This window comes from Psychrobacter sp. DAB_AL62B (genome assembly GCF_028895345.1).
Classification (GTDB): Bacteria; Pseudomonadota; Gammaproteobacteria; order Pseudomonadales; family Moraxellaceae; genus Psychrobacter.
Genome location: NZ_SAXC01000001.1, coordinates 689,055 through 709,878, shown reverse-complemented (window position 1 = coordinate 709,878; position 20,824 = coordinate 689,055). Strand labels below are relative to the sequence as shown.

15 protein-coding genes are annotated in these 20,824 nt (G+C 41.8%); 7 read left to right on the top strand and 8 right to left on the bottom strand.

From position 1 onward, the window contains the following. Positions 1 to 402: 402 nt before the first annotated feature. The 5 genes from cysS (at position 403) to pdxH (ending at position 8,243) form a co-directional block, all read left to right on the top strand. Complete coding sequence (gene cysS / locus EPB74_RS02825) at positions 403 to 1,863, top strand: cysteine--tRNA ligase (RefSeq protein ID WP_274902630.1); 1,461 nt, start codon at positions 403 to 405, stop codon at positions 1,861 to 1,863. Positions 1,864 to 2,002: 139 nt separating this feature from the next. Then, positions 2,003 to 4,078: a mechanosensitive ion channel family protein gene (locus EPB74_RS02820; RefSeq protein WP_274902629.1), complete on the top strand. Its 2,076-nt coding sequence runs from the start codon at positions 2,003 to 2,005 to the stop codon at positions 4,076 to 4,078. Between the two features lie 373 nt (positions 4,079 to 4,451). Then, positions 4,452 to 5,924, top strand: coding sequence for an IMP dehydrogenase (gene guaB / locus EPB74_RS02815; RefSeq protein WP_079691530.1), 1,473 nt, complete (start codon positions 4,452 to 4,454; stop codon positions 5,922 to 5,924). A 252-nt stretch (positions 5,925 to 6,176) separates the two neighbouring features. Beyond that, positions 6,177 to 7,544 carry a phosphoglucosamine mutase gene (gene glmM / locus EPB74_RS02810; RefSeq protein ID WP_274902627.1) on the top strand — a complete coding sequence of 456 codons (1,368 nt, stop codon included), beginning with the start codon at positions 6,177 to 6,179 and terminating at the stop codon, positions 7,542 to 7,544. A 48-nt stretch (positions 7,545 to 7,592) separates the two neighbouring features. Next, complete coding sequence (gene pdxH / locus EPB74_RS02805; RefSeq protein WP_274902626.1) at positions 7,593 to 8,243, top strand: pyridoxamine 5'-phosphate oxidase; 651 nt, start codon at positions 7,593 to 7,595, stop codon at positions 8,241 to 8,243. A gap of 168 nt (positions 8,244 to 8,411) precedes the next feature. On the opposite strand, the gene EPB74_RS02800 is transcribed toward pdxH, so the two are convergent. From EPB74_RS02800 to EPB74_RS02770, 7 genes are all read right to left on the bottom strand, one after another. Beyond that, entirely contained in the window at positions 8,412 to 9,689 is a 1,278-nt protein-coding gene (locus EPB74_RS02800) for an HlyD family secretion protein (RefSeq protein ID WP_274902625.1), read from the bottom strand. 98 nt (positions 9,690 to 9,787) lie between these two features. Next, on the bottom strand, positions 9,788 to 11,404 hold the full coding sequence (locus EPB74_RS02795) for an MFS transporter (RefSeq protein ID WP_274902624.1): 1,617 nt from the start codon (positions 11,402 to 11,404) through the stop codon (positions 9,788 to 9,790). A 297-nt stretch (positions 11,405 to 11,701) separates the two neighbouring features. After that, the gene (locus tag EPB74_RS02790; protein WP_274902623.1) at positions 11,702 to 12,331 is read right to left on the bottom strand and encodes a glutathione S-transferase family protein; all 630 of its coding nucleotides are present in this window, start codon (positions 12,329 to 12,331) and stop codon (positions 11,702 to 11,704) included. Between the two features lie 46 nt (positions 12,332 to 12,377). After that, positions 12,378 to 13,055: a type 1 glutamine amidotransferase domain-containing protein gene (locus EPB74_RS02785; protein ID WP_274902622.1), complete on the bottom strand. Its 678-nt coding sequence runs from the start codon at positions 13,053 to 13,055 to the stop codon at positions 12,378 to 12,380. A 186-nt stretch (positions 13,056 to 13,241) separates the two neighbouring features. Then, positions 13,242 to 14,291 (bottom strand): NADP-dependent oxidoreductase, encoded by a 1,050-nt coding sequence (locus EPB74_RS02780; RefSeq protein ID WP_274902621.1) that lies wholly within the window; start codon positions 14,289 to 14,291, stop codon positions 13,242 to 13,244. Between the two features lie 57 nt (positions 14,292 to 14,348). Further along, positions 14,349 to 15,569 carry an iron-containing alcohol dehydrogenase gene (locus tag EPB74_RS02775; protein WP_274902620.1) on the bottom strand — a complete coding sequence of 407 codons (1,221 nt, stop codon included), beginning with the start codon at positions 15,567 to 15,569 and terminating at the stop codon, positions 14,349 to 14,351. Between the two features lie 246 nt (positions 15,570 to 15,815). Then, positions 15,816 to 16,454, bottom strand: a complete 639-nt coding sequence (locus EPB74_RS02770) for a TetR/AcrR family transcriptional regulator (RefSeq protein ID WP_274902619.1) — start codon at positions 16,452 to 16,454, stop codon at positions 15,816 to 15,818. Positions 16,455 to 16,869: 415 nt separating this feature from the next. On the opposite strand from EPB74_RS02770, the gene EPB74_RS02765 reads away from it, so the two are divergent. Continuing rightward, entirely contained in the window at positions 16,870 to 18,354 is a 1,485-nt protein-coding gene (locus tag EPB74_RS02765) for an aldehyde dehydrogenase family protein (protein WP_274902618.1), read from the top strand. 628 nt (positions 18,355 to 18,982) lie between these two features. On the opposite strand, the gene EPB74_RS02760 is transcribed toward EPB74_RS02765, so the two are convergent. Beyond that, entirely contained in the window at positions 18,983 to 19,213 is a 231-nt protein-coding gene (locus EPB74_RS02760) for a hypothetical protein (RefSeq protein ID WP_274902617.1), read from the bottom strand. A 290-nt stretch (positions 19,214 to 19,503) separates the two neighbouring features. Here EPB74_RS02760 and EPB74_RS02755 point away from each other — a divergent pair, with 290 nt between their 5' ends. Beyond that, positions 19,504 to 20,757, top strand: coding sequence for an NnrS family protein (locus tag EPB74_RS02755; RefSeq protein WP_274902616.1), 1,254 nt, complete (start codon positions 19,504 to 19,506; stop codon positions 20,755 to 20,757). The last annotated feature ends 67 nt before the right edge of the window (positions 20,758 to 20,824 follow it).

Genomic DNA, 20,824 nt, shown 5'->3' with positions numbered 1-20,824 from the left:
TACGAGCATTTTCGCTAAGATAATGGGTTAAGTTTTATATTGCTGCTTTCTGTAAAATAATCACGACGTTATTTACGTTTATAAGTAAACGTCTTTATTTGCTAAGCGTGCATTATTGTTAGACTTGTTTTTTTCTTATACTTTTAATCAAAAGGCTACTACGTTATGACAACCCCACTTGCCGACGCCATGTCACAGCTCTCGATATACGATTCATTAACTGGGCGTAAGCAGTCATTCGAGCATTTTCGCTAAGATAATGGGTTAAGTTTTATATTGCTGCTTTCTGTAAAATAATCACGACGTTATTTACGTTTATAAGTAAACGTCTTTATTTGCTAAGCGTGCATTATTGTTAGACTTGTTTTTTTCTTATACTTTTAATCAAAAGGCTACTACGTTATGACAACCCCACTTGCCGACGCCATGTCACAGCTCTCGATATACGATTCATTAACTGGGCGTAAGCAGTCATTTAAACCGCTGGTTGAGGGTAAAGTTGGCATGTATGTATGCGGGATGACGGTTTATGATTATTGTCATATCGGTCATGCACGGGTGATGGTTGGCTTTGATATGGCGGTGCGCTGGCTTGCGCAATTGGGTTATGAGGTGAATTACGTACGCAATATCACCGATATTGATGACAAAATCATCACTCGTGCTGCCGAAAATAGGGAAGAAATCGGCGCGTTGACACAGCGTTTTATCACCGCCATGCACGAGGATGCAGCGGCGCTCGGCTGCTTGTCACCTGATGCAGAGCCGCGTGCGACTGACCATATCGATGAGATGCAGCAAATGATTGAGACGTTGGTTACGGGTGATTACGCCTATGCTGGCGATAATGGCGACGTCTATTATGCGGTTGATAGCTTTGCTGATTATGGCAAATTATCTAAGCGTAATCTTGATGAGATGCAGGCAGGTTCGCGGGTTGATGTCGAAAACGATAAGCGCAATCCATTTGATTTTGTATTATGGAAAGCGGCGAAGCCTGATGAGCCGCAATGGGCATCACCTTGGGGTCAAGGGCGTCCAGGCTGGCATATTGAATGCTCAGCGATGTCGACCAAATGCCTTGGCAATACTTTTGATATTCACGGCGGTGGACATGACTTACAATTTCCGCACCATGAAAATGAAATTGCTCAGTCGGAAGCGGCTACTGGCTGTGAGTACGCGCGCAACTGGATGCACGTCGGTTTTATCAATGTCGATGGCGAAAAAATGTCTAAGTCGCTAGGTAACTTCTTTACCATTCGCGATGTGATGGCACAATATCTGCCAGAAACGGTGCGCTTTTTCTTATTATCGAGTCATTATCGTAGCCAAGTAAACTTCTCTGATAGCGCGTTAGATGAAGCGCATAATAGCCTAAGCAGACTGTACCAAGCACTTAAAGTTGCTGAACAACAAAAAGGTCAAGAAATCATCATTAATGATAAATTAATGAATACCGCGTATGCAAGCGCTGCCGGACAAGACTTTATCAAAGCCATGAATGATGACTTTAATAGCTCAACGGCTATCAGTGTGCTCTTTGGATTGGCACGTGATATCAATAAAGCGGGTAAAGTAGAAGATGTAGAGAGTGCGTGGCAGTTAGCGCAGCACTTAAAGGCATTGGCACAAACGCTGAATATTTTACAGCAACCTGTGCAGCAGTTTCTGCAAGCAGTCATCGGTGAGATGAAAGAAGACGGTTTAACCGATGAAGCTATCGATGGCTTAATTATTGAGCGTGCTGATGCCAAAACCAATAAAAACTTTGCTCGTGCTGACGAGATACGTGTACAGTTAAAAGACGCGGGTATCGAGCTGGAAGACAGTCGCGCTGGCACGACTTGGCGACGCGCTTAACGTAACAGCTAAAATTAGTACATGCATAAAGCAACCAGTATGCTTAGAAGTTTATGCTCAGAAATTAAGTCAGCTTAGCGCTGGCTTTTTTTGTAGAGTACATTAGCTTAACCTTATACATAGGTCAGATATATATCGTATGAAAAATAATCATCAGTCTTTGGCTTCTAACTTGGATTCTAGCAACGTTCAAGCTTTGCAATGCGGCATGGGTGACAAAGGCATCAATTCTGGCGACGCCAAGAGTGAGGTCTTTACTACTTTTACTGTTGGCGATAAAAAGATTATTAAGCACTCAAACGTATGGCAATTTACCCTCAGTATATTTGTCATGTTATTGAGTGTCGTTTATGTTCCTGTATATGCCGCTACTAGTGATGATCTAACGGTTAATAATCAAAGAGATGTACAAGCTCAAAATTATAACGCAGCAGAAAAAAGTACTGTACCAGAAAATATAGTTGATTATGCAGCGCAGAAAATTGAGGATATTAAAGCAGAAGGAGTCAGCGTTTCTGCAATCGCAGAAGAAATGACTAGTCCGATAGAAAAAAACACGGTGCAGCAAGCAGGGGTGCTACAAGGAGATTCTGGTCTTACCGGTGATTATAATGAAGGCTATTATTCTTTAAATAAGCTCAATGCCGGTTTACCGCCATTATCTGAGCCGCCGAATTTGTCGACACCTCTTGCAACCTTAGAGTTTTTCCAATCAGCAGTCATGAAGCAGCAATATGATTTGGCTGCTTATGCGCTGAATATGAACTTGATTGATAGTGAGTTACAGCGCAGTCGTGCGATAGATCTTGCCAAACAACTGGATTTTTTGCTGGTCGAAAAAAAACTCTATGTATTTGATAAGTTGCCTGGTCGTCCTGATGGCTTGATTGAACCCCCTCTTGGTAGTACTAGTAGCATTCAAGGTATTCCTAGACGTTCGATTCAGCTTGGTTATATCGATTATCGCGAGCGCCGAGTACCGTTGCATCTAGAACGCATACGCATTGGTGATGGCGCGCCTTTTTGGGTATTTTCAGCGCAGACCGTTTCGAACATCGATAAGCTTTATGAGCAGTATCATCCGGCAAAGTTTGAGCGCTATTTGCCTAGTTGGACAAAGCTAAAGTTTTTTAGCATTGCTATCTGGGAGTTTTTAGCGTTACTTATATTCTTCTCGTTTACCATGGGAATAGGTTGGCTATTAAGTACAGCCGCTGGCAAGCTCCTTAATTGGTATGTCATGGATAAAGAGGGCAACCGCCTTAGTACGCTTCATCACAACGGTGTGGAAGATTTGGTCAATAAGTTGACCGTACCTTTAACCTTTACTATCAGTTTCTCCTCTGTCTATACTTTAGTATCGGGCGGCTTTCCTTATTTGGATGCATTGGCCTCATCAACCCGACCTATCATTTGGGTGGCACTGGTATTTAGTGCGATGTGGCTTGGTATCCGAGCCACTAACTTTTTTGCCAATCGCTATAAAGATTTGCAAATCGAAAATTTAAGCGATGAGCATTTTGATAAAAGTCGCCGCCGTCGCACTTATGTTTCGATCTTTCGTCGCGTTTTTATCTTTGTTATGATTCTTGGCGGTATTTGGATTGGATTAAGTGAATTTACCAATATCGATGGGCTGGGTAAAACCTTATTAACTTCAGCAGGGATTGCAGGTGCGGTCATTGGTATTGCCGCGCAGCCTATTTTAGGCAATATCATCGCAGGGATGCAGGTCGCGATTACCCAGCCTGTGCGTATCGGCGATACGGTGATGATGGAAGGTGAGTGGAGCACAATTGAAGATTTGGGTTATACCTATGCGGTACTCAAAACATGGGATGAGCGGCGTTTGATTGTGCCCATGCGGCATTTTATTACTGAGATTGTGGAAAACTGGTCGCATACAGAGTCACATCAAACGTCAGTGATTTACTTATATGTCGATTATGGTGCTGATATTGCCGCCATTCGACAGAAATATATTGAGTTGGTAAAAGAGAATACGCTATGGGACAGTGAAACGGAGCCTGAAATGTTTACGGTATCCGTATCAGAAAGCAGCATTAAGCTTCGTTGTAGCCAAGCAGCTGATGGCCCTTTAGATGCATGGACGCTTGAATGTGAAGTTCGTGAACAGATGCTAAGCTATTTGTATGAGCAACAACAAGCCTATCTACCGGCTGAACGTTTGATAGTCAAAACCAATCATGATTAGATATCAATGATTATGTTTAGCAAATAATAGTGTTGTTATAGCAAAATAATCTGACAAATAAGTCATGCGAAAGCTTGCATTATTTGTTATAATATGGCGTTATTTTTAAGGGATAATTCAGTAGTTAAGCGTTGTGTAATCAGATTTTGGGATATCTAGAAGCGCTGTATTGGCGAGTCTATTGAACCAATGATTTAATTACCAATGATAAATTGGTAACGTGCCGAGCGAATGTACATACTTAGTGTTTGTTCCTCACGGTTCTATCATTTTTTGCTAGGTTTTAATGACCTGATGATTTTGATAAAGCGTTAATTTATCGACTTGATACTGCATTACCCACCCATCAAAATAACCACTACTAGGGGTCTGTATGTTGCGAATTGTCGATGAAGCCTTAACCTTTGATGACGTTTTATTGTTGCCAGCTTATTCTGAGATTTTACCAAAAGCGGCTAATTTAACGACCCGCCTAACAAAAAGCATCACGCTAAACTTACCGCTAATTTCTGCTGCTATGGATACGGTTACTGAGTCTGAGATGGCCATTACCATGGCTCAGCTTGGTGGTTTAGGTATCTTGCATAAAAGCATGGATATCGATAAGCAAGCAATGCAAGTACGCCGCGTCAAAAAATTTGAAGCGGGTACCGTCGTAGATCCTATTACTGTCCATCCAGAAATGACGATTGGTGAGTTATTAAGACTGACCCAAGATAACAATATCTCAGGTGTACCGGTGGTCGAGAAAGGTACCGATAAAGTAATTGGTATCGTCACGCATCGTGATTGGCGCTTTGAGACCAATTTGTCGTTACCGGTCAGCCATATCATGACGCCAAAAGAGCAGCTCGTCACCGTTAAAGAAGGTGAGAGCAACGAAAACATTAAAAGATTGCTACATGAACACCGTATCGAAAAAGTAATCGTGATTAATGATGACTTTCGTTTGCGCGGTCTGATTACCGTCAATGATTTTGCCAAAGCTGAAAACAATCCAAATGCTTGTAAAGATGAGCAGGGTCGTTTACGTGTTGGCGCGGCTGTCGGTACTGGCGCAGATACACAAGCGCGCGTTGAAGCGTTAATTGCTGCTGACGTAGATATCATCGTTGTTGATACGGCGCATGGTCATTCAAGAGGCGTGATTGATAAAGTATCTTGGATTAAAAAGAACTTTCCGCATGTGCAGGTTATCGGCGGTAACATCGCCACGGGTGACGCCGCTAAAGCGTTACGTGATGCCGGTGCAGATGCGGTAAAGGTTGGTATCGGTCCAGGATCTATCTGTACTACACGTATTATCGCTGGTGTTGGTGTGCCGCAAATATCTGCGATTGATAATGTTGCAAGCGCTTTGCAAGACAGTATCCCATTGATTGCTGATGGTGGTATTCGCTACTCTGGTGATATGGCAAAAGCCATTGCTGCAGGTGCGTCATGCATCATGGTTGGCTCGTTGATGGCAGGTACGGAAGAAGCACCGGGTGAAGTTGAGTTGTTCCAAGGTCGCTACTATAAAGCCTATCGTGGTATGGGTAGTCTAGGCGCGATGTCAGGTCAAAATGGCTCATCAGATCGCTATTTCCAAGACGCCAAAGATGGTGTGGAAAAGTTGGTACCAGAAGGTATCGAAGGTCGTGTACCGTATAAAGGTCCAGTTGCTGGTATCGTCAACCAGATGGTTGGTGGCTTGCGCTCATCAATGGGTTATACGGGCTGTGCAACGATTGAAGAGATGCGTACCAAGCCACAGTTTGTCAAAGTCACATCAGCGGGTATGAAAGAATCACACGTCCATGATGTGCAGATTACTAAAGAAGCGCCTAACTATCGAGTCGACTAAGTACATTTTGACTCTCTATGATGCTATGAATGCTTATAACTCAGGGCCTTGCAGAGTTAAGTGACGTCAAGATACAAACAGCCAACAATGCTTCGTTATTGTTGGCTGTTTTTTTTGTAAAATACAACAATAGATTATTCTAATAATTATTTATATTTACTTATTACAATTACTGATTATAGTTACTGATTGTAATTACTTCGCCTGCGTGTACGTTTGGTTTTTTACTTTTAGACTTGAGGAACAATAATAATGAGCTACTTTGGCACTGATGGTATTCGTGGTAAATTTGGTGAGCTGCCAATTACCCCTGATTTTATATTGAAATTGGGCTATGTAATGGGACTCGTGCTGATAGAAAATAATCATAATTCTGCTCGTAAGCCAAGTGTCGTGATTGGTAAAGACACTCGTCTATCAGGCTATGTGATTGAAGGTGCACTACAAGCGGGCTTTAATGCGGCAGGTGTCGATGTGCATATGCTGGGGCCATTACCAACGCCTGCTATCGCTCATTTAACCCGTAGCTTTAATGCCGATGCTGGCGTTGTTATTTCTGCCTCTCACAATCCGTACTATGATAATGGCATCAAATTCTTCTCAGGCGACGGCAAAAAATTAACCGATGCGATGCAAAATGCCATTAATGATAAATTAACGGCCATTATGACTTCCTCTGATAACAATGATGTACTGATGCCGATTCTTGATCCGGCACAATTGGGTAAGAATAATCGCATTAACGATGCAAAAGGGCGTTATATTGAATTTTGCAAAGGTAGCTTTCCTTATCAATATGATTTAGATCATTTAACCGTAGTCGTCGATTGTGCGAATGGCGCAGGCTATAGTGTTGCACCCCGAGTCATGCGTGAGCTTGGTGCTAATGTGATTGCCATCAACAACAAGCCTGATGGCATCAATATTAATGCTAACTGCGGCTCAACTCATCCTGAAAGCCTACAAAAAGCGGTACTCAAGTATGAAGCTGATGTCGGTATTGCCTTAGATGGCGATGGCGACCGTATCGTGATGGTCGATGAAGCCGGTAATCTGGTTGACGGTGATGGCATTCTGTATTTGCTTGCGACCCAAGGTCAAAACAAGGCTAAAGGCGTCGTTGGCACATTAATGAGTAATATGGGTTTAGAGTTGGCATTAAAAAATGCTGATATCGAATTTACCCGTGCAAAAGTTGGCGATCGCTATGTGATGCAAGACCTTGAAGCAAACGGTTGGATACTAGGCGGTGAGCCATCAGGTCATATTTTATGCTTGGATAAAAGCCGAACGGGCGATGCTATTATCGCAGGCTTGCAAGTACTCGCGGTGATGCAAGCACGCGGCAAAGCGCTGAGTGATTTGACAGAAGGCTTCGAGGTATTACCACAAAAACTGGTCAATGTTCGCCTGTCTCAAATGCAAGATCCCTTTGAACATGAAGAACTGGTGGTCGCTTTTGATAAAGCCCGTGCTACTTTAGAGGGGCGTGGTCGTTTGCTTATTCGCCAATCCGGTACAGAGCCGATGATTCGAGTGATGGTTGAATCAGACGATGAGATAGAATGCGATGTCATGGCGAATGATTTGGCAGACAAAATAAAAGCCGTATTGGGCTAACAGCTACATATAATGATATTAAAATAAGCTATTAAAAAAGGAATTATCATGAGTATGGACTTTACCGATCAGCGCTTATCCTACGAAAAAGGCGAGCTTGACCAGCAGTCAGTGCCTGCATCACCGTTTGAGCTGTTAAAAGCTTGGATGAGTGAGGCACTAGAGGAACAAGTACAAGAGCCGTACGCGATGAGCTTAGCTACTTGCGGGGCTGATAATAAACCCAGTGTACGCATTGTATTGATGCGTGAAATTACGGATAAAGGTATCGTTTTTTATACCAATTACGAAAGTGCTAAGGGTCAAGATATCGCCGAAAACCCCAATGCCGAAGCACTGTTCTTTTGGCATAAGCTTGAGCGTCAAATTCGTATCAGCGGCAGTATCGCTAAAATTGATGCTGATAAGTCAGCTACTTATTTTCAAAAACGTCCACATGATAGCCAAGTGGGCGCGTGGGTCAGTCAACCGCAAAGTGGTGAAGTTGCCAGTCGAGAAGTAATGGAGCAGACGTTTGAGCAATTACAAACAGATTATCCAGAAGGCACAGCAGTACCAACGCCAGAATTTTGGGGCGGCTATGAGATTACGATTGAGAAAATCGAGTTTTGGCAGGGTCGTGCCAACCGTATGCATGACCGCATTGTATACAGCCGCGAAAATAGCGAAAGCTGGAGTACAAAACGCTTCCTACCTTAAATCTTTAAGATACTTAAGCTTAGGTATCAGTAGAAAATAATTAAGTTGCATAAAAAAGCCACTTTAGGTGTCATGCTAAATATGACGCCTAAAGTGGCTTTTTATTATGCTTTCTTTAATAAAAAAGACTTCAATCAGTGCTTAGCTGAGACTATGAATTCAGTATTATTACTTCGTATCTACATCTACCGATACTGACATACCGGGACGCAGTTGGGCAAGCTCAGGCTGATTTTGATCTAAGTCAATACGTACGGGAATACGCTGGGCGATTTTAATATAGTTACCAGTGGCAGGGTTGGCGGCACCTGCACTAAATTCACTACCGGTTGCTGGCGAGATGTTACTCACGTGACCGGTAAATTTAGTACCACCAAGCGCATCAACACGAATAGTGGCTACTTCACCAACAGTCATATTTGCCACTTGTGTCTCTTTAAAATTCGCAATAATCCATATACCTTTTGGTACGATATACATCAGTTGCGTACCGGCGCTGACGTATTGACCAGTTTTAACGCTGACTTGACTCAACTGTCCTGATTCAGGAGCAGTAATGACTGTATTCTCCAAATTAATTTGCGCTTGCTTAGCACCTGCTTCAGCATTTTTAATATTGGCATCGAGTGACGAGCGGCTACCACTGGTTTTCTCACGCGCTTGACGGGCAACTTGCAAGTTTGCTTCCGCTTGTTGTACGCCTGCCTGCGCCTTGGCAAGCTGTGCTTCGGCATGGGCAACTTCAGCTCTTGAGACCGCACCAATAGCGACCAGTCCTTGATAGCGTTTGACATCCTCACGAGCACTATAAACACTGACTTTTTCGCTATTTAGATCCGCTTCACGTGCCTCAATTTGTGCTTGGTTTGTTCCAGTATCTTGGGTATTACTAGAACGATTGGTCTCGGCAACTTCAATATTAGCCTGCGCTTGTTCAAGCTGCTGCTGAAAGGTGCGATCATCTATTTTTACTAATAAATCACCTGCTTTTACGCTGGCAAAATCTTGTACGGCAACCTCAGTCACGTAGCCAGAAACCTGCGGACTGATAATGGTGGTTTGACCTTTTACAAAGGCATTGTTAGTTTGCTGCACGGTTGGTGTAAAGGGCGGTAATTTCCACGCATAAAGAATTAATGCGACACCGATGACAATCAATGCAATCAGTAAACCTAAATTAAAAAATGATTTTTTCTTAGGTGACCAGCCAGTTGAGTCGGGGATAGGCTCTACTGGTGGCATTGGCGTGTCATCTACTACCTCATCAGTTTTAACATTATCCGTATTTGCACCTTCATCAGGCTCATCAGATTTATTTAAATGAAGAGCTGTTTCTGATGCAGTTGTTTCAAGCTTAGCTGTTTCAGATGCTAAGTCCGCTGGCGTTATGGTTGTTTTGTTAGGTGCGCTCGCATCATTTAGATTATTGGGTTTGTCTTCATTCATGAAGCGCTCCTAATGGGTTTAATAGACATAGTAGATAATTTTAAAATAATAATCATAGGATTGGGATAGAGAGTGAATAATAAAAATTGCACCATTAGCTATTTTTGTTCTCTCATCTTCGCTAAAGCGGCAAGCTCTTTAGCCAGTGGATTGCGTTTATGATAGCGATAATAAAAATAAACAATCAATAGATAAATTGTTGTAACGCTAGCGCTTACTGCCATTAAAAAGAATAAATCATCGTAAGCGGCGACGGTTGCTTGACGCTGGATACCTTGGAGAATCTGCGTCATCATGGCAGGATTATCACCATTCATTGAGCCGACCATATCCGCATAATGCATTTGCGTACGAATGGTGGTAAAGGCTTGAATGGCCGCTGCACCTGCTAAACCGCCAACAGTTTGTGAAATACCAAAAACGACCGAAAAACTAATAATATAAGCAGGACCATTGGCAATAGCACGAAACATGCCTTCAAATACCATTGGACCCATAAAGTAAACGGCGGCAAAAGCGATCATAAACTGACTGAGATAAAACATCGAAGGGGCAGAATTTAGCGACACACCTGTGTCTATCCACGCGCCAATTGCAATGAGGGCAACAGCAAAAATCACTGGTCGACGTAGATCCATCGCATTGGTGCTAAAGATACTAATCACCAATGCCAATACGCTGGCTACCAATATTACTGCATAAAAAACAATCAGCTGATCATTACCATAGCCAAGATTTGCCAATAGACCTGCTGCACCAACGCTTTGCTCAGACAGCAAAATACGCATCAGGGCACCAGTAATCATAAAGGCAATAATAGTACGGCTACGCATCCAGCGTACCTGTAACATTGGGTTTTTGCGGTGGGTTTCAATCCATAAGGCGATAGTAATGGTGACGACTGCAATAATTAGCGGATAGCTGAGCCAAGGTGTTGTCCACCATAAGATACGCCCTTGTACTAAGAACACCGCTAATGCAGCAAGACCACTGGCAAAAAATGCAAAGCTGACGATATCTAGCTTCTCAAAAACCTTTTCGGTATTACCGGGCGGCAGCTCTAATATATTAATGAGGCCAAAGCAAATCAGTGCCAAACCAACTTGAAATAAAAATAAACTCTCAAGCTGACCATCAACCGCCAAGTAGGGCGAGATGATACGCGATAACGGAATGCCAAATTGTACTAGGCCAAAGCCTAAAATTAAGCCGCTGATACGCTTAGCCGTAGGCATGCCTTGTAGACAATAAAAAATAGACAGTACCGTCATTGCACTGGCAACCACACCACTAAAACCTCGAGCGACAAGTTCTAAATAGTAAGGTTCAATTCTGACACCAGTCGTTGTACTCAGAAGATTGCTACTGACCAACCATTGCATGCTGGTTGCGGCGAGTAGAAAAAATAAGGTGATTTTGCTAAACAGCGACATGCCAAACTGTTGGCGAATTTTATATAACAGCACAGTGACGCAGGCATTAGTCATATTGTAGGCGACCGATATCCAGCCGCCTTCTACTGGCGTTAAGCCCATTTCACCTTGGATTTGAGTGAGGTTAGCCACCAATAGACCGTTTTGGAAGCTGGCCGTTAAACCGATAAAAATACCGATAAGCAGATAAAATACCTTGCGGCGTGTAGGATGGTCGGGAGTGGCGGGCGAGCCGAGCATAAATGGCTGTTCATGCGGCTTAAACTGATAGTCGGTACTCATTGGCAGGCAATTAACTGTATAGGAAAGTGAAGTGACATAGCATGACTCTTGGACTAGAAATACATCGTGCCAGTTGGGCTAGCAGTAATTGAGTACGGGGATGTTTTATTTCACTCCCATACAAAATAAAAAACAGCCTAAAGACTGCCTGAGTTATTTTATCATAATTTTTATTCAGCGTTTGTAACCGACACCAAATCTATAACCATTAGCTACTAATAAGCCCGACATAAAAAACAGCCCTTTAAGAGCTGTTTTCTTTGACTTTAGATAATGAGCAAAATATTTGGCTGATGACTACATTGATTCATCGTAGTTCGCTTCTAAACGCATCGCACGCTGGTAGCTATCAAGGCTTGCCAACTGTAGAGCGTATTGCTTAATATTGGTATAATCTTCCAATGCCCCACGTTTAGCCAGCATAATTAAGTCAAACGATAACATAAAGTCAGCGCCGCTTAATTTATTGCCAACGATAAATGATTTACCTGCCACTTTATCGTTTAAATAACTTAGCAACTTATGCTTTTCTTGAGCGATATAACCTTTCAAAAACTCATTATCGCCAACGCCTGCTTTATTGGTAAATAACTCAAGCAATAATGGCAACATCAGCGAGCTTTCCGCAAAGTTAATCCATTGTAAGTAATGACCATAATCTGCGCTGTCTATAGCAGGGCGTAAACTATCTGAGGCAAAACGTTCAATCAATAGCTCAGTAATGGCCCCTGATTCCGCGTAAAGCTCGCCATCCATCTCAATAACCGGAGACTTACCAAGCGGATGGACGGCTTTTAGACTGTCTGGTGCTAGATGCGTTTTGGCATCACGCTGATGGCTAATGATTTCGTAGGGTTGACCCAATTCCTCTAAAAGCCATAAGGTACGTAATGAGCGTGATTGATTAAGGTGATGCAGTCTAATCATGATGTCAGCCTTTTTGCTATATTTTAATTTGCCTTGTTTTTATGGGTTAAGCTTGCAGCTTTGCAAGCAAACGTTTAGCGGCTTCTTCTGATGACGCTGGATTCTGACCAGTGATTAACAGACCGTCTTCAACCACATATGACTCCCAGTCCGCTCCTTTTTCATAGTGTCCGCCATTGGCTTTAATGACATCTTCTAATAAGAAAGGCACCACATCAGTGAGCTGAACGCCTTCTTCTTCAGTGTTACTGAAACCTGTTACGGTTTTACCTTTGACCAAGTATTCGCCATCAATTTTGACGTTTTTAAGCGCGGCAGGCGAATGACAAACAAAAGCAACCGGTTTGTCTTGCTTAATGAAAGTCTCAATCAAATTGATAGAGTTTTGATCCACTGCCAAATCCCATAATGGACCATGACCACCAGGATAAAATACGGAATCAAAATCTTCGGCTTTCATATCAGCAAGTTTTTTGGTATTAGCAAGGCGTTCTTGAGCTTCGCTGTCTTCTTTAAAGCGTTTGGTATCCTTTGTTTGCGCATCTGCTGTATCGCTACTTGGATCTAGTGGTGGTTGACCGCCAGCAGGAGAGGCTAGAGTAATATTAACGCCAGCATCTAAAAAGGCATAGTAAGGCGCAGCAAACTCTTCTAGCCAAAAGCCTGTTTTTTTACCAGTGTCGCCCAACTTATCGTGTGAGGTTAGTACCATTAAAATATTCATAATTGTTCCTATTTATTGTTTATTATCTAAATTCTCATTGATGTTCTAAATTCTCATTGATGTATAGCAGCCAGCATAAATAAAATCATTTTTACTAAACAACTGACTGCACATAGTATTGAGGTTTTAAGTATTATTTTCAGTAGTTATCTTAACGACTTATGTTGTTAAGTGGTTATTTCAAAGTTATTTAACATCGGCAACTTTGACAACGGTTTTACCGAAGTTTTTGCCATCTAGCATATCAAAGAATGCTTGCGGTGCTTGCGCTAAGCCATCGACAACATGTTCTTTGGTTTTTACTTTACCTGAGTCAATCCAGTCGCCCATAATTTTTAAGAACTCAGGGAAGTGGTCGCCATATTCTTCAAAGATAATAAAGCCTTTGACCGTCAGGCGTTTACTTAGAATATTGCCCATCAGTACACCCAAGCGGTCTTTACCATCAGGCAGTTCAGTCGCATTATATTGTGAAACCAATCCGCATACTGGGATACGTGCATGAGCATTTAGCAGCGGCATGACCGCATCAAAAACTTTACCACCGACGTTTTCATAATAAATATCGATACCATCTGGGCAGGCTGCTTTTAGTTGCTCGGCAAAGTCATCGGCTTTATGATCAATACAAACATCAAAACCAAGCTCATTAACCGCGAAGTCGCATTTTTCTTTACCGCCTGCTATACCAACAGTATGCAAACCAAGCTCATTACCAGTTTGTCCGACGGTTGCACCGACAGGACCAGTCGCCGCTGCAACGACTAAAGTTTCACCTTTTTGTGGTTTGCCGATATCGGTCAAACCCATATAGCCTGTGAAGCCTGGCATACCAAGCACACCTAAACCATAAGAAGGATTGGTCATATCTTTGTCAAGCTTTAGTACGCCTTCGCCATCACTGACGCTATAATCCTGCCAGCCTGAATTTGACACAACCAAATCACCGACCGCAAACTTATCGATATTTGATTCGACTACCTGTGCAACCGTGCCACCGAGCATCACATCACCAACTTGTAGCGGGTCAGCATAGCTTGCGGCATCACTCATACGTCCGCGCATATAAGGGTCAAGTGACATATATACGGTACGTAGTAACATTTGCTTGTCAGTTGGCGTTGGAATATCACCGATAGCCAGCTCAAAGTTATCGGCAGTTGGCGCGCCATGTGGGCGGCTGGCAAGTTTGATTTGACGGTTTTGTTTTTGGTTCTGATTGTTGTCAAAACTCATAATTATATTCCTTACTTTATTGATGATTGTTCATTTTCTTGCTAATTTGTAAAAAGACTAAGCGTTACTACTCACTGCGCGATTTAGAATACGACGTGATACGGCCAAATCATTTTTACCATGCTCGCCCAACTTCACCATTTTATGAGCTTCTAACTGCTTGATGATTGGGTCGATAGCAGAGGCGTCTAAGGCTGCATCTTCTAAGCTAACAGGCAGTCCAAGCTCACGGAAGAAGTTTTCAGTATGAACGATAGCAGCTTCAATGATGGCATCATCATTTAGCTCAGTACCATTATTGTCGGCTGTAATGCCCCAAACGTTACGCGCATATTGAAGCAATTTGTCTTTTTTACTGTCTTTTAGCTCACGCAGCACTGATGGTAAGACGATGGTCAGCGTACGTGCATGATCAATCGCATGTAATGAGGTCAGTTCGTGACCAATCATATGTGTCGTCCAATCTTGCGGAACGCCCGTGCCAATCAGACCATTCAAGGCCATGGTCGCTGTCCACATTAGATTTTTACGCGTCTCTAAATTCTCTGGGTCAGCTTTAACCGCTGCGCCTTCTTCAATCAAAATCTTAAGTAAACTTTCAGCGAAGCCGTCTTGGACTTTTGCGTTGACCGGATAGGTGAGGTACTGTTCCATCACATGGACAAAGGCATCGGCGACACCGTTCATGACTTGACGTTCAGGTAATGTGAACGTTTTAGTAGGATCTAAAATTGAGAATTTAGGGAAAGTAAGCGCATTACCAAAGGGTAGTTTTGCCTGGCGTTCGCTATAGTTAATGACGCCACCTGAATTCATTTCAGAGCCAGTCGCTGGTATGGTTAATACCGCACCCAAATCAACCGCTGAATCAATTTTTCTACAGCCATTGGTTAATGCTTCCCAAGCTTTTTCACGTGATACCGTACCGTCTTCTTCCGTAAATGATGATACCAACGCGACAAACTTACTACCGTCAATCACTGAACCGCCACCGACTGCTAATAAGAAATCAATATTGTGCTCATTGACCATGTCAGCCGCTTTTAACAAAGTGGTGAATTCTGGGTTGGCTTCAATACCACCGAACTCAAATACCTCACGATTGCCATTGGCTGACAAAGCTACTTTGACTTCATCTAACGTACCGTTACGCTGTGCTGAACCACCACCATAAGTAATTAGCACACGCGCATCGGTAGGTACTAAATCTGATAGCTGTTTGATTTGGTCTTCACCGAAGACGATGCGTACTGGATTGTAATATTGAAAGTTATTCATAATATTCCTAAAGCTTAATAAGCATTTAATGAGTGTTTTAAAATTGAATATAAGTTATGTATGTTCTTTACATCTGCCCGCATTGTACATTAATTAGACCGGTCGTCTAGCAGTTATTTATTAATATTTACAAAAGTATCGTACAAGTGAAAATAGAATTTAATATTAAGTAGATCGATATAAATTATTATTTAGTTTAACTACAGCTAATGAAATGAGTAAAATAATTAAGAGAATAGAAAGCTATTAGCGGCCCATTTCGGTGGTTGTCATTTGCCATACTTCTGCTAGTGGTGTATCGGTTTGGCTAATCTTCGCGATTAAACTGGCACCAAGCCATGCAAAATACCAACGCTTTGCCATGCTCTCAGCAGCGATGTTATCAAGATGAGGTACAGAATTATCTGCCCAACCTGCTTTTATTTGGGACGCAAGCCAAGCAATGGTTTGCTGATAGCCTAAATATAATACTTTACGCATAGGCTCTGATATATCAGCGACTTCAGCGCTTAATTTAACCACCAAACACTTCTCATGATCGCAGCCATTTTGCTGAGTGTCGTACCAGTTCTGGAAATAGTCATAAAGCTTTTGTTGGGCGCTGACATCTTGCGCGCCAATAATATCTAGGCGGTTTTTATATTGAGTAAAGTAGTGTTCAATAATTGCTTCGCCAAAGGCTTCTTTTGAGGTAAAGTAATGATAAAAGGAGCCTTTAGGAACACCTGCCGTATCTAGTATTTGCTTAATACCAACGGCGGTAAAGCCCTTTTGTGCAATCAGCTTATAACCAGTGGCTAACAGATGAGCTTTGGTATTTGATAAGGCAATGCTTGATGGGGCGTTATCTGATGAAATAGGTACTGAGGTATCGGGTATAGACATAAAGCTTATGTTCTCCTTAGAGAGCGTTCTAGTTCGTCATATTTTTAATAACAATAAATAATTAATGAAAAAGTTACGTTTTTTCAACAAACCTTACTGATAAAGCGTTCTTATTCTTATGAGGTATATGGTAGCATTAGACCAGTCGTCTAGCAAGTTACGTTTTTTATCCGTGAGTTGTTAACATGTGTTTTTAACCAATAACTTCTTATCTAATGGCTTCTTATTTAAGCATTTCTTATTTAAGCATTTCTTATCTAATGGCTTTTTCTCTAGTGGTTAAGGCAATAATCCTAAATAACGCAATGCCACTAAATAAATTAATGCTTCTGAATAAATCAATGACTCTGCATAAAATGACTCTAAATAACAAAATTTCAAATAACATTTTTAAAATAAAAAAATAGGAATAATTATGACTCCCAATAATACTCATTCAAACCCTTATAGTGATTTCGATTTGCAATATATCGCTGGCAAGTGGCAAAAAGGACAAGACGATAGTGTCAATACCGATATCAATCCTTATAACGGTAATACGCTGGTAGAGATTCAGCAAGCAACGAAAGAGCAGCTTGATGAAGCCTATCAAGCAGCAACTAAAGCACAAGCGGAATGGGCACAGCAAACGCCAGCCGAGCGTGCGGCGGTTTTATATAAAGTCGTCGCTATTTTTGATCAGCGTCAAGATGAAATTATCGATTGGCTAGTGAAAGAGTCGGGTAGTACCCGTATTAAAGCAATGGTAGAATTCGGTAGTGCGCGAGCGATTACCCTTGAAGCCGCCAGTTTTCCGAATCGTGTACACGGTGAGATTCGTCCTTCTAATACGCCCGGTAAAGAAAATTTTATTTATCGTGAACCGATGGGTGTGATTGCAGTTATCAGCCCATGGAACTTTCCACTCCATCTAACTCAGCGTTCTATCGCGCCTGCTTTAGCATTGGGTAATGCCGTCGTGCTTAAGCCTGCTAGTGATACGCCAATAACCGGTGGTTTGCTATTGGCAAAAATATTTGAAGAGGCAGGTTTGCCAAAAGGCTTGCTTAATGTGGTTGTTGGTGCCGGTAGTGAGATAGGGGACGCCATTGTCACCCATGATATACCAAGTTTGGTATCATTCACGGGCTCAACTTCAGTAGGTAAACACATCGGTGAGTTGGCGAATGGTGGTGATTACATCAAGCAAGTGGCACTGGAACTAGGCGGTAACAGTCCGTTTGTAGTGTTAAAAGATGCCGATATTGGACAAGCAGTAAAAGCGGCGGCCTTTGGTAAATTCCTGCACCAAGGTCAGATTTGTATCGCTATTAACCGTATTATTGTTGAAGATGAAATCTATGATGATTTTGTAGAGCGTTTCCTTGCTCATGTTAAGACCTTAAACGTTGGCGATCCTAGCAAAGAAGATACTGCTGTTGGTCCTATTATCAATGATAAGCAAGTGCAGTCATTGAAAGAAAAAATCGCTAAAGCGCAGAAAGAAGGCGCGAAGATGATATTAAGCGGTGAGATAAAAGGTCAACTCGTGCCACCGCATATCTTTACTGAAGTGACGCGTGAGATGGAATTATCATGTGATGAAGTGTTCGGACCCTTGGTTGGTATTATTCGTGCTAAAGATGAATACGATGCGTTATCGATTGCCAATGATTCAATGTATGGCTTATCGAGTGCGGTATTTACCAAAGATATGGCCAAAGGCTTACGCTTTGCTCGCGGTATCAAAGCTGGCATGACTCATATCAATGATATTTCAGCCAATGATGATAGTAATGCGCCATTTGGTGGTGAGAAAAACTCTGGGATCGGACGTTTTAATGGCGAGTGGATACTGGAAGAGTTCACCACTTTGCATTGGATTTCGGTTCAGCATACGCCACGTGATTATCCGTTTTAAAAGCAGCCGTTTTAAAAGCAGACATTTTAAATAATTCGCTTTAAATAATTCGCTTTAAATATTGTGGCTTGAGTTTTTAATATAAAAAAGGCCGCCTAGATGGCGGTCTTTTGGTTCTATACGCTCATTAGCCAAGCTCGCTATGCAACAAGCCCACTAGCACAATAGTGGTAATAATCAATAACGTGACAATAACCAACGCAATTTTCATAATACTGTCTTTATTCATAAACGGCTTGCCTAGCTCTACTAATACCTAGATATATTAATCTAGTATCTTGAGGTAGTCATTAAATGACCTTACTTACCCTCAAAAGCGTTGCTACTATTATTAATATTGCACATACGGTCATTAAGCTCCATGTTGTTTTACCCCAATCTGGCATCATCTTATCACTCTATTGTCTATTATATTCGGTATAAAGAATATAATAGACAATAATATAAATATGTCAAACTCTTTAGAACATAATGGAGATTTCAATATACTGCAGCCAGTGTTAGGAATGATAAATCATAACTCTCAATATAAGCCAAGTTAGGATGATATAAACACTGGTATGTCAAAAAATATATAAATTAAAAAACCGCCATAATAGCGGTCTTTTTTGGATATTTTAGAGCATAATTATTTAAGATGAAAGCCTAACAAACCCTGTATCTCTTCAATAGTCATATGCCTAACGAGCGTCTGTTCTTCTACAGATAGGCGGTTGGTATGCTCTTTTATCATAGTGTGGATACTACGCGCGATCTCAGACGTCGTGGCATAGTACATTTGTGGCTGTTCTTGGGTAAGTTTTATCAAAAATTTATCAATGATTTTATGTTTTTGAGTGGCAGCGTGTTCTACAGTCATGACATTCTCCTAGGTATAAACCATTTAAGCAGTCAGCTTCACGATAGTCAATGCTGATAGTGATGATTATGATGGTAATAATAATGGCAAATATCAAGGTATATGATACTTTAGAGTTTCACATAATATTCGCTTAAGCAGTTTATAGCTTTAGATAAACGATGACTTTAGTATGAATAAGTACTTTAATGAATGATAGCAGTCAAATAGTTTAGGTTGTATTATGTATAACATTCATCTAAAATGAATCTTTATGATAAATCTTCTAACTTTATAATAAGAAGTCTGCTATGCAATCTATCAATTTACCCAGCAAGCCACCGAGTGCTCCACATCCTATACTAAATTTGAGCTTTCGGATATTTTTTAGTGCAGCAGCAATTTTTGCCATTATAACGATGGTATTGTGGGCGTTTGTATTCACAGGACATACGGATATAGAGGCACAAACGTTAAATCCGCTATATTGGCACGGTCACGAAATGATTTATGGCTATGCATTGGCAGTGGTGGCGGGATTTTTATTAACGGCGGTGAAGACGTGGACAGGCGTCATGATGCCGCATGGCTATAAGCTGTTAGGTATTTTTGTTTATTGGTTGCTGGCACGTTTGGGCTGGATAGCCTTTGGTTTGGGCGTAACGGTAGCTGGCAGTAGCGCATGGCTACTATATGCCGCTGCGGTGTTTGATTTGTTGTTTGTAGGCACAATGGCTTTTGTGATTTTTCGAGCAGTGTTACAAGTTAAGCAATATAAGCAAATGGGTATATTAGCGAAGCTTGCGCTACTGACACTGGGTAACGGCTTGTGCTATTGGGGTATTATCAGCGCCAATATGAATATGACTAAAATAGGCGTCTATTTAGGTTTTTATCTTATCATTGGCTTGGTATTGACTATTGGTCGCCGCGTCGTGCCTTTCTTTATTGAGCGTGGTCTCAGTATACCTAACGCTAAAGGCGTGGCAGAAACGGTGACGGTACGCAATAGTAAAGTGCAAGATATCGCAAGTTTACTATTTTTCTTTGCTTTTTTTATTACTGATTTATTTTATCCCGATAAGTATTTGCTGACCATCAGTGCCCTTGGCGTCGCAGTGGTCAATATCGTCCGCTTGATGGGTTGGTATCATCGCGGTATATGGCAAAAACCGCTATTATGGTCGTTATATGTCGCGTTTTTGGGTATGTGTGTGAGCTTTATATTGTACGCACTCCAGCCGTGGCTCGGTTATAACCACAGTATTGCGGTACATGGCTTGTCGATTGCAGGGGTAGGTATGATGACGGTAGCTATGATGGCGCGCGTATCGCTCGGTCATACTGGGCGTAGTATTCATACCCCTCCTAAAACCGTTAATATCATGTTTGGTCTGATGGTATTAGTCTTTGTAAGTCGTGTGTTTTTACCCTTGTTTGACATGGGTCATTATCTGTTATGGATAATGATAGCGCAAGGTGCTTGGATAGCCTGCTTTGTTATATTCTGCATCAGTTATTTGCCGATGCTAGCACGTCAGAGACCAGATGGTTTATTTGGTTAATGAGATTTAGTTAGATAGAAATAGTAACTCAAGCAACCTTAATTATTTATGTAATAGCTAAGGTTGC

Coding starts and splice junctions, on each gene's coding strand:
- EPB74_RS02775 (WP_274902620.1), bottom strand. CDS start 15,569: ATGAATAACTTTCAATATTACAATCCAGTACGCATCGTCTTCGGTGAA.
- cysS (WP_274902630.1), top strand. CDS start 403: ATGACAACCCCACTTGCCGACGCCATGTCACAGCTCTCGATATACGAT.
- EPB74_RS02785 (WP_274902622.1), bottom strand. CDS start 13,055: ATGAATATTTTAATGGTACTAACCTCACACGATAAGTTGGGCGACACT.
- guaB (WP_079691530.1), top strand. CDS start 4,452: ATGTTGCGAATTGTCGATGAAGCCTTAACCTTTGATGACGTTTTATTG.
- EPB74_RS02760 (WP_274902617.1), bottom strand. CDS start 19,213: ATGACTGTAGAACACGCTGCCACTCAAAAACATAAAATCATTGATAAA.
- EPB74_RS02800 (WP_274902625.1), bottom strand. CDS start 9,689: ATGAATGAAGACAAACCCAATAATCTAAATGATGCGAGCGCACCTAAC.
- glmM (WP_274902627.1), top strand. CDS start 6,177: ATGAGCTACTTTGGCACTGATGGTATTCGTGGTAAATTTGGTGAGCTG.
- EPB74_RS02790 (WP_274902623.1), bottom strand. CDS start 12,331: ATGATTAGACTGCATCACCTTAATCAATCACGCTCATTACGTACCTTA.
- pdxH (WP_274902626.1), top strand. CDS start 7,593: ATGAGTATGGACTTTACCGATCAGCGCTTATCCTACGAAAAAGGCGAG.
- EPB74_RS02795 (WP_274902624.1), bottom strand. CDS start 11,404: ATGAGTACCGACTATCAGTTTAAGCCGCATGAACAGCCATTTATGCTC.
- EPB74_RS02780 (WP_274902621.1), bottom strand. CDS start 14,291: ATGAGTTTTGACAACAATCAGAACCAAAAACAAAACCGTCAAATCAAA.
- EPB74_RS02770 (WP_274902619.1), bottom strand. CDS start 16,454: ATGTCTATACCCGATACCTCAGTACCTATTTCATCAGATAACGCCCCA.
- EPB74_RS02765 (WP_274902618.1), top strand. CDS start 16,870: ATGACTCCCAATAATACTCATTCAAACCCTTATAGTGATTTCGATTTG.
- EPB74_RS02820 (WP_274902629.1), top strand. CDS start 2,003: ATGAAAAATAATCATCAGTCTTTGGCTTCTAACTTGGATTCTAGCAAC.
- EPB74_RS02755 (WP_274902616.1), top strand. CDS start 19,504: ATGCAATCTATCAATTTACCCAGCAAGCCACCGAGTGCTCCACATCCT.